Here is a 14037-nt window from a genome sequence, read left to right as displayed (position 1 = left end):
GGTGCTGAGTCTACTGGACGGTAATTTCTTCTGACCGACAGGGGTCGTATGAACGGTGTCACACTGCAGAGTCGGCCGGAAGCAGAGCGTCAACGGGGCCGTCAGGTGGACGCGGCCCGGCCCTGCGGGATGTCTTTGACGAACACGAGCCCGTCGGTCGCCGCCAAGTGGGCCGGGTCGAACGGGAAGTAGCCGAACCAGGCGGACGCGCGGGGCGCGGCGAGCGTGCCGGCGAGGGCTGCGCCGAGGCCGGGGGAGTCGACCACGCAGACGTCGTCCGGGAGTGCGTACAGCAGCCCCTCCAGGGTGCCCGGCCGAGGGGTGTCCACTCCCCGGTGCCGGATCGTGCCGAGGGCCGTCGCGAAGAAGGCGTAACGCTCGCCCAGGTGCGCGCTCGCGATCGAACCGGCGCTCCACCACTGCAGCGGCCGGTCACCCATCCGCATGGAGCTCCTGTCCCGCTGGAGGTGGCTGTTGTGGGCGTGGACCAGGGTGGGGCCGCGCTCGGCGAGGGCGAGGAGGTTGTCGGCCATCATCAGGTCCCGCTGGCCGACCAGCCGCGCCATGCGCCCGGGGGAGGTGTCGGCCATCCAGTAGTGGTAGCGCAGCAGGCCGGTCGCCGTGCGCCCGTACAGCCGGGCCCGCTCCCACGTCTCCCGCGAGGTCTGCGTGATCAGGTGCGGGGTCTGCGCGTCGAGCAGCGCCACGAGGTCGTCGGCGAGCAGCCGCAGTTCACCGGCCTCGGCGCAGCGGCCCGCCGACCGGGCCGGGTCGCTCATCGCGGCCGGTTCGGTCCACCGCTCGTCGGCCCCGAGCAGGCGGTCGAGCGTGTGCGCGGTGCAGGGGAGCAGGTCCGCGTCGACGTGGGGTGCGAGGTAGTCGTGGAGCGCGGTGAGGGCCTGCCGGGGGCTCGCGGCGCCGGTCATCTCCAGCGGGCCGTCGACGCCGGCGAAGCGGAGCCGCTCGGGCGCGGGCCGGCCGTCGTTGTACGCCCGCATCCAGGCTACGAGTTCACGGTTGGCCGCGGACCCCCCGAAGCCGTGGCTGAACCCGCGTTCCATGACCTCGTCGAGGCTGCCGGTGCCGGAGGTGACGTACGCGTCGACGGCCAGCCCCGCCATGCAGTCGCTCTCGATCGCGATCGTCCGGTAGCCCTCCTCCTCGACGAGCTGCCGGAAGAGCTCGTTGCGCACGTCGAGCAGTGCGTCCTCGCCGTGGGTGGGCTCGCCCAGCGCGAGCACCCGCGGCCGGGTCGCGAGGAGCCCCATGACGGCGGCGGCGTCGACGGCGTGGACGGTGTCCTTGATGTCAGTAGCCATGCCTTCAACGCTATCGTTGAAGCTCCGGTTGAGACTTTTCCGCGATATCGTCGCGCCTGTGGCGCAAAACCTTCAAAGCGGGATACAGCTGAGGCCGGTCGACCTGGCGCGGGGGCACGGTCTGTCCACGCAGGCCGTCAGGAACTACGAGGAGGCCGGAATCCTTCCGGCCGCAGGCCGCACGCTCCACGGCTACCGCACCTACACCCCGCTGCACGCGCGGGCCCTGGACGCCTTCCTCGCCCTCGTGCCGGGCCACGGCCACCGGACGGCGACGTCGATCATGCGGGCCGTGAACGAGGGCGCCGTCGAGGAGGCGTTCCGCCTCATCGACGAGAGCCACGCCCAGCTGCTCGACGACCGGCGAACCCTCCGCGCCGTGGAGAACGCCCTGCGCGACCTGGCGCCCGTCACGGAGGTGCCGGCGTCCGGCGAGTCGTTCATCGGGCCGCTCGCGCAAGAGCTGGGGATCAAGCCGGCGACCCTGCGCGCATGGGAGAGGGCCGGGCTCGTCCGCCCGCGCCGCGACCCGCTGACCGGCTACCGCGTCTACGACGGGGCCGCCGTACGGGACGCCCGCCTGGCCCGCCAACTCAGGCGCGGTGGCTACCTGCTGGAACAGATCGCCCCACTGCTCACCCAGGTCCGCTCGGCCGGCGGCCTGGAACCCCTGGAGGCGGCACTGCTCACCTGGCGCGAGCGCCTGGCGTCCCGCGGCCGTGCCCTGCTGGCGGGCGCCGCCGAGCTGGAGGCGTACCTCCGCGCCCACGACTGACGGCCCGGCGGGCCGCCGGCACCGGGCGGGCACTTTCCAAAAGAAGTTCTGCAAAAAGACTTTTGGGAACCGTGCGGGCCGCTCTACCCTCCTCTTCATGCCCAGCGAAGATCAAAAACGCGTACTCGATCCCGAACGGGACGCGGCGGCGCTCAAGGCCCTCACGCACCCCCTGCGCATCCGGCTGCTCGGGATGCTCCGGCAGGACGGCCCCGCCACCGCCAGTGAACTCGCGGTCAGGACGGCGGAGTCGTCCGCATCCACCAGCTACCACCTGCGCGTCCTGGCGAAGTACGCGTTCGTCGCCGAGGCCGAGCACCGTGACGGCCGGGAGCGCCGCTGGCGGGCCGTGCACGCCCTGACCTCCTGGAGCAACGAGGCCATGGAGGCCACCCCCGGCAGCCGCGCGTACGTCAACCTCTCCCGCAGGGCGCAGATCCAGCACCTGGCGGTGTCCCTCGCCCGGCACGAGGCCGACATCGCCGACGGCCGGCTGGGACGGGAATGGGTGGAGCCCTCCGGGATCAGCGACCTGATGCCCCGGCTGACCCCCGAGTCCCTCGCCGAACTCCGGGAGGCGTTCGACCGGCGACTGGAGGAACTGACCGCGCGGGACGCGGGCGATCCGCGCGCGGTGCAGGTCGTCCTGCTCACCGCAGGCCTGCCGCTGGCTCCGCGCGAACCGGGGGCCGGCCCCGGCGCCGCCGGGGACCCCGGGGGCGGGGACGCCGGGGACCCCGGGGCCGGGGACGCCGGGGGCGGGACGTGAGCCGGGCGGCGGACCTGCCCGCCGCGCGCCGGCGCTACGTCACCGTCTGCGTCCTGTACTGGCTGCCCCTGGGGCTGACCATCGCCCCCCTGATCCTGCTGCTCACCGAGCGCGGCCTGTCCCTGGCGGCCATCGCCGGCTGCCTGGCCGCGCACTCCCTCACCGCCGCCGCACTCGAACTGCCCACCGGGGGACTGTCCGACGTCGTCGGGCGCCGCGTCGTCCTGGCGGCCGCCGGTGTGTCGAACCTGGCCGCACTGGTCCTCGTGGCCCTGGGCACGGCCGCCTGGCAGCTCGCACTCGGCATGGCCCTGATCGGCGCGGGCCGCGCCCTGTCCAGCGGGCCGGCCGAGGCCTGGTACGTCGACACCGTCCACGCCCGCTCCGGCCCCGGCGCCGAACTGCGCACCGGTCTGGCCCGCGGCGCCGCCGCGACGTCGGCCGCGCTCGCGGGCGGCACCCTGCTCGGCGGCGCCCTTCCCTGGCTGCTCGGACTCGGGCCGGACCTCGGCGCCCGGCTGAGCGCGGCGACCTACGGGCTGGCCCTGCCGCTCTCCTGGCCGCTGCTGCTGGGTGCGGCGGTCGAGGTCGTCTTCGTCCTGTACGTCCTGACCGCCCTGCGCGAGCCGCCCCGGCCGGCGGCCACGCTGCGCGACGTACTGCGGGGCGTACCGGCCACGGTGGCGGGCGGGCTGCGCCTCGGCGGACGCGACGCGCTGGTCCGCCGGGTCCTTCTCAGCGCGGCGGGCGCCGGCAGCGCGCTGGCCGTGGTCGAACTGCTCACCCCGGGCCGTACCGCCGCCCTGACGGGTGCTCCGGAGTCGGGTGCGGTGCTCTTCGCCGCGCTCGCCTGCGCCGGATTCGCCTGCTCCGCCATCGGCAGCCACCTCGCGCCCCTCACCGCCAGGCTCGCGGGCGGCGGGCAGCGGGCGGTCGTGGTGGGCCTCGCCGCCAGTGCGGGCGGCCTGTTCCTGCTGGCCGCCACGGCGGCGTCCACCGGCATGGCTCCGGCGGTCCTCGGGGCCGCCGGTTTCGGGCTGGTCTACCTCGGCCGCGGTGCGGCGGGGCCGAGCGAGAACGAGCTGCTGCACCGGCGTGTCGAAGGGTCGGGTCGGGCCACCGCCCTGTCGGTCCAGTCCCTCGCCCTGCAGCTGTCGGCGGCCCTCACCGGTTCGGTCGCGGGCCTCCTGCCGCGAGGGCCGCTGCCCTGGCTGCTGGGCGGCGTCGCGATGCTGGCCGCGGCCCTCCTGTGGGTCGGCCGCGGCCGGTACGCAGCCGCTCCGTCCGCCGCCGGCAGCACCGCGCCGCCGGTCGGCGCGGTGACCGGCGACGGCCCCCCGCACGACGGCCCCTGACCCGGCGCGCGCCCGTCCGCCCGCGCCGCGAGCCCGCATCGCGTCGATGTCCGTTCTGTCGATGAATGATGCGGTTCGTCACATATAGTCCAGGCATGGCTCTGCATGAGACGAAGGACGTAACCCGCCAGGACGCCGATACGGACGTGTTCGCGTCCACGCTGAGCGGCCAGATCCTCCCCAAGTACCGCATTCCGGAGGACCACTCGCCCACCGAGGTCGTCTACGAACTGCTCCGCAACGAGCTCCTGCTCGACGGCAACGCCGCCCAGAACCTCGCGACCTTCTGCACCACCTGGTCGGACGAGGGCGTGCACCGCCTGATGAACGTCTGTCTCGACAAGAACATGATCGACAAGGACGAGTACCCGCAGACCGCCGAGATCGAGTCCCGGTGCGTCAACATCCTGGCCGACCTGTGGAACGCCCCCGCCGGCACCACCGCGACCGGATGTTCCACCACCGGCTCCAGCGAGGCCGCCATGCTCGGCGGGCTCGCCCTCAAATGGCGCTGGCGCGAACGCCGCCGGGCCGAGGGGCTGCCCACGGACCGCCCGAACCTCGTCTGCGGCCCGGTCCAGATCTGCTGGGACAAGTTCGCCCGCTACTTCGACGTCGAGCTGCGCCAGGTCCCGCTGGAGCCCGGCGCCACCGGTCTGCAGCCCCATCAGCTCGCCGAGTACGTCGACGAGAACACCATCGGCGTCGTCGCCATCCTCGGCGTCACCTACACCTGCGACTACGAGCCCGTCGCCGAGCTGGCCGCCGCGCTCGACCGGATCCAGGCCGAGCACGGCTGGGACGTCCCCATCCACGTCGACGGCGCGAGCGGCGGCTTCGTCGCGCCCTTCCTCCACCCCGACGTGGTGTGGGACTTCCGGCTGCCGCGCGTCGCCTCCGTCAACACCTCCGGCCACAAGTACGGGCTCGCGCCCCTAGGAGTGGGCTGGATCATCTGGCGCTCCGCCGACCTGCTCCCCGCGGACCTCGTCTTCAAGGTGGACTACCTCGGCGGCGACATGCCGACCTTCGCCCTCAACTTCTCCCGCCCCGGCGGTGAGATCGTCGCCCAGTACTACCTCTTCCTGCGCCTGGGCCGGGGCGGCTACCGCCGCGTCCAGCAGGCCTGCGCCGACACCGCCCAGTACCTGGCCGGGCAGATCGCCGACATGGGCCCCTTCACCCTCCTCTACGACGGCAAGGGCGCCCTGCCCGCCGTCTCCTACACCCTCACCGACCCGGCCGCCTCCCCCTTCACCCTCTACGACCTCTCCGACCGGCTGCGCATGCGGGGCTGGCAGGTGCCCTCGTACCCGCTGCCCGCCAACCGCGACGACACCGTCATCCAGCGCGTCCTGGTCCGCCACGGAGTGACCCGCGACCAGATCGCCCTGCTCGTCGAGGACATGCGCCGGGCCGTGGAACACCTGACGGCCACACCCCCGCCCGTACCGGCCACCGAGCCCCGGTCCGGCTTCCACCACTAGCCGCCCCGGATGGGACACGGGCCGTCCGACGTCTGGGCGGAAGGCGGCGCCTACGAGCGCTACATGGGCCGGTGGAGCCGCCGGGTCGCCGAGGTGTTCGTGGACCGGCTCGGCGTCCCCGCCGGGCTGCGCTGGCTCGACGTCGGCTGCGGAACCGGGGCGCTGACCGCCGTGGTCGCCGCCCGGTGCCGGCCGCGCGCCGTGCTGGGGCTGGACCGGTCCCCCGGATTCCTGCGCGCGGCCCGGGACGCCGCGCCCGCGCAGGCCCGGTTCGCCGTCGCCGACGCGTCGGCGCTGCCGGTCCGCGACGCCTCGTTCGACACCGTCGTCAGCGGGCTGGCCCTCAACTTCCTCGAACCACCCGGGACCGCGGTGGCCGAGGCCGCCCGGGCGGTCCGGCCGGGCGGGCTGGTCGCGGCGTACGTGTGGGACTACGCCGGCGGCATGGCCCTCCTGCGCCACTTCTGGGCCGCCGCGGCCGCCGTCGATCCGGCGGCCGCAGCACTGGACGAGGGCCGGCGGTTCGCGCTGTGCCGCCCCGGTCCGCTGCACGCGCTCTGGACCGCGGCGGGGCTGGACGAGGTGACGGTCGCCCCCGTCGAGGTGCCCACCGTCTTCGGCGGTTTCGAGGACCTGTGGGAGCCCTTCCTCTCCGGCCAGGGGCCGGCTCCCGGCTACGTCGCGACCCTCACCCCCGCCGCCCGGGACCGGCTGCGCACCCGGCTCGCCGCGACCCTCCCCACCGGCCCGGACGGCTCGGTCTCCCTCACCGCCCGCGCCTGGACGGTCCGGGGCGTGCGCCCGTGAACACCCACACCCCCGGGCAGACCCGTCGCGTCCGACGCGTCGTCTCGGCAGGGCGACGGCCGGCGGCGGCGCCTCGGACGGAGGGCGCCGCCGGTGTCCTGCACCGTCTCCTCCCGGACGCGCAGGACACCGGAGTCACCTCCGACACCGCTGCGGCCCTGCGGGAAGGACGGGCGGTGGCCGGAACGCCTCCTACTTGGCGCCGAAGTTCTGCGTCCACCAGGGGCCGCCCGCGCCCTGGTGGACGCCCACGCCGATGTCCTTGAAGGAGCAGTTGAGGATGTTCGCCCGGTGGCCCGGGCTCTTCATCCAGGAGTCCATGACCGACTGCGCCGTCTGCTGGCCCTTGGCGATGTTCTCGCCGTACGTCGACCAGCGGTAGCCGGACGCCGTCGTGCGCCGGCCGGGGTCCTCGCCGTCGGGGTTGGTGTGGTCGAAGAAGTTCCGCGCGGCCATGTCGTCGGAGTGCCCCTGCGCCGCGGCCCGCAGCTGCGGGTCCTCCTTGAGGGGACCGCAGCCGGCCGCCGCCCGCTCGGTGTTGACCAGCGCGACCACCTGGCCGGCGATGCCGGGCGGCGCGGGCGCCGGCTTGGGCGCCGAGGCGCGCGGGCTCGGCGAGCTGCTGCGGCTCTGCGTCGGGCTCGGGCTCGCCGACGGGCTCGCCGAGGCCGAGGCGGAGGCGGACGGGGAGGCCGACGCGGACGGTGACGGGGAGGCCGACTGCGAAGGGACCCCGGCGGACTCCGTGGCCGAGAGCGCGGCCAGCGGCGCGGCGGACGCGCCGCCCTCGTCCGTCGGGCTCCCGGAACCGGGGAGCCCGCCGAGGTAGGCCAGCCCGCCGCCCGCGACGCAGGCGGCGACCACCGCGCCGCCGACCACCCGCCGGCGGCTCTGCCGGCGCTTGCGCAGCGCGCCGCGGCCGCCGGTGCCCGTGCTCTCCACCGCGGTGAGCTGGGTCGCCGTGTCGGTGAAGGCGCCGTCGGCGCCGCTCTGGCCGCTCACCCCGCCGCTCGCGTCCGCGCCGTCCGCGTAGGCCGCCGTCACGGGGTCGAAGCCGGCCGCGCCGGCGCTGCGCATCCCGGCCAGCAGGGCCGCCGAGACCGGGACGAGGGCCAGGCCGGCCAGCAACCCCTCCGCCGGAACCAGTCCGCTCCACAGGCCGGAGCAGCGTACGCATTCACGCGCGTGACGGGCTATTCGCTTGCGCCACAGCGCAGAGGGCTGCCCGTCCCAGCCCGACAGCACCGTCCTCAGCTCCTCGCACGCCGGCTGGGCGTCGAGGGCGCGCTCCACCACCCGCGCCGCCTCCAGCTGCGCCTTCATTCGCTGCACGCGCACCGCCGTGTGCTGCGGGGACAGCTCCAGCGCCGAGGCCACCTCCGCCCGGGTCAGCTCCCCTGCGCACTCCAGCCACCACAGCGACAGCAGCGCGCGGTCCTCGGGATCCAGCCAGCGCGTCGCCCGGGCCGTCTCACGCCGCTGGCCCGCAAGGTTGAGGCGTACGACGGTCAGGTCGACGAAGTCCGCGCCCGGGTCGGCCACGTCCCAGGCCGACTCCAGGGTGCTCTCGCCGAAGCCGCTCTGCCGGGCCTGCCAGTGCGCCCGCACCCGGTTCATCGCGATGGCCACCAGCCAGGACCGGAAGGACTCGTCCGCACGCAGCCCGCCCAGCCCGTCCAGGGCCCGCAGCATCGTGTCCTGCACCACGTCGTCCACGTCGCAGGAGCCGCCCAGGGCCCGCCCCACGATGTTGTAGACGAGCGGGAGGTGGGCGCCGACGAGCTCGTCCTGTGCGCGGGGATCGCCCGCGCGAGCCGCTGCCACCAGCGCTGCGGTGTGCTGAGTAGTCATGTGAATGTCCCTGTCCGTACCGGCGGTCGATGATGCCCGATACATGGGAGACCGCCGACGGGGGCCTCGATAACAGTTAATCGGAAGAATTTTCCCGGAGGCCATTTCCGGGCACCCACCGGGGTCACAGCAGGGGCGCCAGCGCCTCCGCGGCGGCGCGCAGGGCGGGCGCGTACGACTCGATTTCCTCGCGGGAGACGAGGAAGGTCACGGTGGTGACGCTCACTCCGCCGACCGGGCGGCCCGACGGGCCGAGGACCGCCGCCCCGATGCAGCGGATGGTGGGCTCGTTCTCCTCGTCGTCGATCGCGTAGCCGAGGGAGCGGACCGCCGCCAACTGCGCGTACAGCGCCTGCGGGGTCGTGAGGGAGTTCGGTGTCCGGCCCGGCAGCCCGGCGGCGGCCACGAGGTCGCCCACCTCCCCGGCGGGCAGGTGGGCCAGCACGCCCTTGCCGATCGCCGTCGTGTGCAGCGGCATGCGCATCCCGACCCGGGAGGCCGTCCGGAAGGGCTGGTCGCCCTCCAGTTTGCGGATGTAGGTGATCGTCTCGCCGCTGTGCAGGGCGAGGTGGACCGTCTGGCCGGTGGTCCGCCGGAGTTCGCCGAGGACGCGCCCGATACCGGCCGGCTCCCCACCGTCGACCAGGGCGGACAGTGCGCGCAGCCGGGGCCCCACGACATAGCGGCTCCCGGGTGCCTGGCGTACGAACCCCTGGTCGATCAGCGAGGCCAGGATGCGGAAGGCGCTCGACTTGGGTACCGCGGCAACCGCCGCCACATCGGTCAGCCGGTGCGGGCCGCCCGGCGCCGCCACCGCCTCCAGGACGCGCAGGGACTTCTCCGCCGCCGAACCGGCTGCCGACGAGCGGCCCGTACGCGCGCTCCCGGAGGCTTCCTCGGCATTCGACGGCACGACAACTCCCGTTGTGTGTAAGGTCTGGACCACATCGTTCCGCCAGACGATACGCAGTTCCACTACGTGGAACAAACGGGGAGGGAACCATGTCCAGCCACCCGTACGCGGTGCTGGCAGCCCAGCGCCTCCTTCCGGTGCTGCGCAACGCCGACGCCGACGACGCGGTACGCGCCACCACCGCCCTGCTCGCCGCGGGCTGCCGCGCCGTCGAGCTGACCACCTCCACCCCCGGCTGGTCCGCGGCCGTCACCCGTACGGCCGCGCTCGCCGACGCGCACCGACGTCCCGCCCTGATCGGCGTGGGTACGGTGACCACCACCGTGCAGGCCGAGACCGCCCTGGACGCCGGCGCCGCCTTCCTGGTCTCCCCGTACCCGGCGCCCGAGGTCCGCGAGGTCGCCCGGCGGCGCGAAGCCGTCTTCATCGAAGGGGGGTTCACCCCCGCCGAGATCGCGTCCGCCGTCCGGGCGGCCGGGGCGGCCAAGGTCTTTCCGGCCCACGTGGGCGGTCCGCGGTTCCTCCGTTCCGTCCGGGCCGTCCTGCCGGACGCGGTGCTCATCCCGACCGGCGGCATCCGGCCCGGCGAGGTCCCCGAGTGGCTCGCCGCCGGCGCGACCGCCGTCGGCATCGGCGACGGCCTGCCCGCCGACCCGGCCGAACTCGCCGCCGTGTTCACCGGAGCGGCCCTTCCGGCCCGCGCCCACGAGGAGCGGAGCACCGCCGGTCACCGGGCCGCGGCCCCGGAGCCGCGGCCGTGACCGTGACGGCGCGGGCCGCCGCGGACTACGACGTCCTCGTACTCGGCGAGGTCCTGGTCGAGATCCACGCGGGCACCGCCCTGCGCGAAGCCGCCGACGGCACCGCGGCCCGCATCTCCTACTCCGGCGACGCCCTCAACGCGGCGGCCGCCGCGGCCGCCGCCGGAGCCCGCACCGCCCTGCTCGCCGTGGTCGGCGACGACGAGCTCAGCGTCCCGTTGCTGCGCCGGGCCGCCGAACTCGGCGTGGACGTCTCGCACGTGCGCCGCGCCCCGCACCCCAACGGTGCCTACCTGCTCTCCGCCGACCCCGACGGCGACCGCGAGTTCGTCTACTGGCGCACCCGCAGCGCCGGATCCACCCTCGCCCCCGGGCACGTCGGCTCCTGGCGCGACCTGCTGACCCGCTGCGGGGCGCTCGTCACCAGCGGCATCACGGGTGCCCTGTCACCGAGCAGCCGGGCCGCCGTACTGGCCGCCGCACGCCTCGTCCACGCCGCGGGCGGGCACCTCACCTACGACCCCAACTTCCGCCCCCGGCTCACCGGCCGGTCCGAGGCCAGGGAACTGCTCACCCGGATCGCCCCGCTGACCGGACTGCTCAAGACCTCCTGCCCGGCCGACGCGCAGGCCCTCGTCGGCACCACCGACCCGCGGCGGGCCGCCGCCCGCCTGCGCGCGCTCGGCGCCCGTACGGTCGCCGTCACCGCCGGCGCGGGCCGGCTCCTGCTCGACGACGGCAGCGGGGCGGACTACCACCCGGTGCCCGTCAATCCCGCGCCCGTCGACGCGACGGGCGCGGGCGACTGCTTCACGGGCACCGCCACCGCCCGCCTCGTCCTCGGCGACAGCCTCCAGGAGGCCGTGGCCCACGGCATCGCCGCCGCCTCCCTGTCGGTGTCCGGCCGCGGCGGCACCGGGCGGGTCCCGCCCTTCAGTGAGACGGCGGCGCTGGCGGCCGTGCACCGGAGCGGGGCGGCGGGGCGAGCGGGCCGGCCGCGCCGCGCCGATGCTCCGCCGCCGGATCCGGATCGGTGACCCAGCCCGCGGCGAGGACCAGCCCCGAGGCGCGGTGGACGGCCAGGAACCCGAACGGCCGGTCGAACCGGACCTCGGCGCGCCGGGCCCGGTGGCCCGGCTGCCGTGCGGCGCCGCCGGGCCGGGCGGCGATGGCGGTGACGGCCGCCGCCTCGAACCCCGCGGCGTGGAACCGGGCCATCGCCGACTGCCGCGCGGAGCTGATCGCCAGCGGGCTGGTGCTGATGCCCGGGAAGTGCCCGTAGTCGCTGTCCGTCGCGGTCAGGAGTCCGAACAGCGACGCGTCCTCCAGCAGATCGTGCTCCGCGGACAGGGAGAAGGCCACCGTGGTCACGCACAGCCGGGGCTGCGGGCTGAACGCGTCCACCGTCGCGATCCCCAGCCCGGGCCCCGGGCTTCCGTCCGGGAGGGCGTCGCCACCCACGGACGGGAGGGCTCCACGCGTGGCGGCGATGCCGGTCGCCAGCACCTCGGCGGCCGGCGCCGCCGGGCCGCCGAGGAGCAGGTGCACGTCCATGTCCATGTCCTCGGCGCCGGTGACCGCAAGGATCGTGACGGGCCCCGCGGGGCCCTCGGCGACCCGGACCGGCGCCAGCGAGGACGTGGTGTGCACCAGCTGCCGCAGGCTGCGGCCCGCCCACGGGCCGTCGGACACGTGGCCCGGGAATTCCCGGAAGGGTTCCGCCCACTTCAGCGTCAGCGCGAGCGCGGAGGCGAGGACGAGGCGGGTGTCCGGCCGGAGGGTGACGGGCATGCGTTCGATCAGGCCACCGGTCCGGTCCGACGCCCACCCGTCCAGGACCTTTCCGTCGCCCTCCAGGTCCCCGGTCAGCGTGCCCCGGCTGCCGGGCGGCAGCTTCGCCGACCAGCCCTCCTCCAGCGGCAGGTCGGCCGCCGCCCACAGGCCCGTCGCCGCTCTGAGTCCCCGTACGCCGTCCAGCGCGGCCAGCAGCTCCCGCGCTGCCGCGGCCGCGTCCTCGGCGGGTATGCCCAGCGCCTGCGCCAGCTCGTCGCGGGCCGGTCCGGCGGAGCCGTCCGCGAGCAGGGCGAGCAGCGGCCAGACCCCGGCCGCGGTGAGGACCGTGCCCCCGCCGCCGGACGCGGCCCGCGCGGCCCAGCGCGCGGTGAGGTGGTTGACCGCCCGTACCGTCGAATGCGTCTGCGTCTGCGTCTGCGTCTGCGTCTGCGTCTGCGTCTGAGCCTGAGCCTGAGCCTGAGCCTGAGTCTGCTTCTGCGTCATGCGGGGGAGCGTACGTGGAGGGACGCCGCCGGGCCGGACGGACGTCCACGGCCCGGCGGCGCCGGTCAGCGGCCGCGCAGGCCCCGGTCGACGGCCGTGATCAGCTCGCCGTCGGCCGTGTCCGCGTCGAGCGACCAGAACATCGCACCGCCCAGGCCGTGTTCGCGGACGTATCCGGTCTTGGCGCGCAGCACCTGCGGGTCGTCGTACGTCCACAGCGTGGTGCCGTCGAACAGCCAGGCGTGGCCGCCGCGCCGGTCGCGGTGGACCTGGTACGCGCCGGAGTCGGCCAGCTTCTTCAGCGCCTTGTAGTCCTCGTACCCGGCGGCCCAGGTGGCCGGCGCCGGCCCGGTGGCGGGCTGTCCCATGCCATTCCCGCCGCCGCTGACGCCGGTCCAGCCCTGCCCGTAGAACGGCATGCCCATCACGAGCTTGTGCGCGGGCGCGCCGCGCCGCTGCCAGGCCTCCACGGTGCCCTGGACGCTGAAGTCGCCGTGGGCGTACAGCGCGGACTGCTGCGCGGTCCTCGGTTCGCCGGAGACGTGGAAGTCGTAGCCCTGGAGGTTGACGAAGTCCAGGTCGCGCATGATGCGGCGGACGTCGAAGCCCGCGTCGATCTTGGCGGGTGCGGTCGGGACGAAGGCGGTCAGCTCGTACTTCGTGCCCCGCTTCTGGCTCCGCGCGTAGGCGTCGAGCTGCGTGCGGAACTCCTTGACGAGCTCGGTGAAGTTGCGCTTGTCCTCGGGGCGGTACGTGGTGTCGGTGTCGCCGGCGGAGCCGGGCCACTCCCAGTCGAGGTCGATCCCGTCGAACACCCCGGCGGCGGCTCCGGCGCCGCCGCGGGTGCCGTCCTGGGGGAGGTTGCCCTTGATGTAGAGGTCGATGCAGGACGCGACGAAGGCCCTGCGGGAGGCGGGGGTGAGCGCGGCGTCGGAGAAGTGGGTGGACCAGCTCCAGCCGCCCAGCGAGATCAGCACCTTGAGGCCGGGGTGCTTGGCCTTGAGCTCGCGCAGCTGGTTGAAGTTGCCGGCGAGCGGCTGGTCCCAGGTGTCGGCGACCCCGTCGACGGAGTTCGCGGCGTCGAGCGGGCGGGCGTAGTCGGCCCAGGCGTCGGCCTCGCCGGGTACGTTGCCGGTGAAGCACCTGCCTTCCGCGCTGACGTTGCCGAAGGCGTAGTTGATGTGGGTGAGCTTGCCGGCGGAGCCGTTCGCTTCGAGGTCCTGGACCTGGAAGTCCCGCCCGTAGACGCCCCATTGCGTGAAATAGCCGACCTTCTTGTACGAGCGGCCGGATCCGCCCGGGGCGCCTGCGTCGTCACCGCCGGCGGGGGCGAAGGCGGTCAGCAGGGAGAGGGAACAGGCGGCTACGGCCAGTCTGCCGAGCATGCTGCGGCGCATGGGCTTCCTTTGCGGATGCGAGGAGCGGGCGTGAGCGCGTGCGGCGGTGCATGCCGGAAACTATTGGTCTGGACCAGAGTGGTCAAGGGGGTGGCCGAAACTCGGCCGAGCCGGCCGGTGAGGGCGGCCCGGTGCTGCTCGATCCCGAGAAGACCCTCCATGGCCGACTGGTGCGCGAGCGCCGAACGCGCCGGTGGGGCGGTGGTCCTGTCCCTCGACGCGCTGCCCGACACGCTCGACCGGCCGCACCTGTTGCGCTCCGGCACCGCCCGCGGCGGCTTCCTCCCGGCCCTGGCCCGACGTGCGGCGGCGCCGCCTCGGTAGTG

General features: G+C 74.8%; 13 protein-coding genes. 8 read left to right on the top strand and 5 right to left on the bottom strand.

Features of this window, described 5'->3' with window-relative positions:
• Window positions 1–101: 101 nt before the first annotated feature.
• Window positions 102–1319, bottom strand: a complete 1218-nt coding sequence (locus IG86_RS0113540; RefSeq protein ID WP_030820203.1) for an erythromycin esterase family protein — start codon at window positions 1317–1319, stop codon at window positions 102–104.
• Between the two features lie 58 nt (window positions 1320–1377).
• Between IG86_RS0113540 and IG86_RS0113535 the strand changes: the two genes are divergently transcribed.
• The 5 genes from IG86_RS0113535 to IG86_RS0113515 all read left to right on the top strand — a co-directional run bounded on the left by IG86_RS0113535 (window position 1378) and on the right by IG86_RS0113515 (window position 6512).
• Entirely contained in the window at window positions 1378–2094 is a 717-nt protein-coding gene (locus tag IG86_RS0113535) for a TioE family transcriptional regulator (protein ID WP_030820201.1), read from the top strand.
• Between the two features lie 97 nt (window positions 2095–2191).
• The gene (locus IG86_RS0113530; RefSeq protein ID WP_030896960.1) at window positions 2192–2863 is read left to right on the top strand and encodes an ArsR/SmtB family transcription factor; all 672 of its coding nucleotides are present in this window, start codon (window positions 2192–2194) and stop codon (window positions 2861–2863) included.
• Window positions 2860–4218, top strand: a complete 1359-nt coding sequence (locus IG86_RS0113525; RefSeq protein WP_045937033.1) for an MFS transporter — start codon at window positions 2860–2862, stop codon at window positions 4216–4218. Before IG86_RS0113530 ends, IG86_RS0113525 begins: the two co-directional genes overlap by 4 nt.
• Window positions 4219–4313: 95 nt before the next feature.
• The gene (gad, locus tag IG86_RS0113520; RefSeq protein WP_045937032.1) at window positions 4314–5705 is read left to right on the top strand and encodes a glutamate decarboxylase; all 1392 of its coding nucleotides are present in this window, start codon (window positions 4314–4316) and stop codon (window positions 5703–5705) included.
• A 9-nt stretch (window positions 5706–5714) separates the two neighbouring features.
• Window positions 5715–6512 carry a class I SAM-dependent methyltransferase gene (locus IG86_RS0113515; RefSeq protein WP_030896959.1) on the top strand — a complete coding sequence of 266 codons (798 nt, stop codon included), beginning with the start codon at window positions 5715–5717 and terminating at the stop codon, window positions 6510–6512.
• Window positions 6513–6704: 192 nt separating this feature from the next.
• Here the strand turns inward: IG86_RS0113515 and IG86_RS0113510 are convergent, their stop codons facing one another.
• Both IG86_RS0113510 and IG86_RS0113505 read right to left on the bottom strand, forming a co-directional pair.
• Window positions 6705–8363, bottom strand: coding sequence for a sigma-70 family RNA polymerase sigma factor (locus tag IG86_RS0113510; protein ID WP_030896958.1), 1659 nt, complete (start codon window positions 8361–8363; stop codon window positions 6705–6707).
• Between the two features lie 124 nt (window positions 8364–8487).
• Window positions 8488–9276, bottom strand: coding sequence for an IclR family transcriptional regulator (locus IG86_RS0113505; protein WP_051785147.1), 789 nt, complete (start codon window positions 9274–9276; stop codon window positions 8488–8490).
• Between the two features lie 89 nt (window positions 9277–9365).
• Between IG86_RS0113505 and IG86_RS0113500 the strand changes: the two genes are divergently transcribed.
• Entirely contained in the window at window positions 9366–10037 is a 672-nt protein-coding gene (locus IG86_RS0113500) for a bifunctional 4-hydroxy-2-oxoglutarate aldolase/2-dehydro-3-deoxy-phosphogluconate aldolase (RefSeq protein ID WP_063761520.1), read from the top strand.
• Complete coding sequence (locus IG86_RS0113495) at window positions 10034–11074, top strand: PfkB family carbohydrate kinase (protein WP_199814479.1); 1041 nt, start codon at window positions 10034–10036, stop codon at window positions 11072–11074. The genes IG86_RS0113500 and IG86_RS0113495 overlap by 4 nt, the downstream gene beginning before the upstream one ends.
• Here IG86_RS0113495 and IG86_RS0113490 read toward each other — a convergent pair.
• Window positions 10971–12314: a serpin family protein gene (locus tag IG86_RS0113490; protein ID WP_063761519.1), complete on the bottom strand. Its 1344-nt coding sequence runs from the start codon at window positions 12312–12314 to the stop codon at window positions 10971–10973. The genes IG86_RS0113495 and IG86_RS0113490 overlap by 104 nt on opposite strands.
• A 65-nt stretch (window positions 12315–12379) precedes the next feature.
• Entirely contained in the window at window positions 12380–13711 is a 1332-nt protein-coding gene (locus tag IG86_RS0113485; protein ID WP_030896950.1) for a glycoside hydrolase family 18 protein, read from the bottom strand.
• Window positions 13712–13870: 159 nt separating this feature from the next.
• Between IG86_RS0113485 and IG86_RS43565 the strand changes: the two genes are divergently transcribed.
• A complete protein-coding gene (locus IG86_RS43565; protein ID WP_234316218.1) occupies window positions 13871–14035 on the top strand; it encodes a hypothetical protein in 165 nt (54 codons plus the stop codon).
• Window positions 14036–14037 lie beyond the last annotated feature (2 nt).

Source organism: Streptomyces virginiae (assembly GCF_000720455.1).
GTDB classification, from domain to species: domain Bacteria; phylum Actinomycetota; class Actinomycetes; order Streptomycetales; family Streptomycetaceae; genus Streptomyces; species Streptomyces virginiae.
This window is presented reverse-complemented; position numbering and strand designations above follow the sequence as displayed.

What these genes read in the sequence shown, in the direction of transcription:
- IG86_RS0113540 (WP_030820203.1), bottom strand. Translation starts at nt 1,319, where the DNA reads ATGGCTACTGACATCAAGGACACCGTCCACGCCGTCGACGCCGCCGCC.
- IG86_RS0113530 (WP_030896960.1), top strand. Translation starts at nt 2,192, where the DNA reads ATGCCCAGCGAAGATCAAAAACGCGTACTCGATCCCGAACGGGACGCG.
- gad (WP_045937032.1), top strand. Translation starts at nt 4,314, where the DNA reads ATGGCTCTGCATGAGACGAAGGACGTAACCCGCCAGGACGCCGATACG.
- IG86_RS0113515 (WP_030896959.1), top strand. Translation starts at nt 5,715, where the DNA reads ATGGGACACGGGCCGTCCGACGTCTGGGCGGAAGGCGGCGCCTACGAG.
- IG86_RS0113510 (WP_030896958.1), bottom strand. Translation starts at nt 8,363, where the DNA reads ATGACTACTCAGCACACCGCAGCGCTGGTGGCAGCGGCTCGCGCGGGC.
- IG86_RS0113500 (WP_063761520.1), top strand. Translation starts at nt 9,366, where the DNA reads ATGTCCAGCCACCCGTACGCGGTGCTGGCAGCCCAGCGCCTCCTTCCG.
- IG86_RS0113490 (WP_063761519.1), bottom strand. Translation starts at nt 12,314, where the DNA reads ATGACGCAGAAGCAGACTCAGGCTCAGGCTCAGGCTCAGGCTCAGACG.
- IG86_RS0113485 (WP_030896950.1), bottom strand. Translation starts at nt 13,711, where the DNA reads ATGCGCCGCAGCATGCTCGGCAGACTGGCCGTAGCCGCCTGTTCCCTC.
- IG86_RS43565 (WP_234316218.1), top strand. Translation starts at nt 13,871, where the DNA reads ATGGCCGACTGGTGCGCGAGCGCCGAACGCGCCGGTGGGGCGGTGGTC.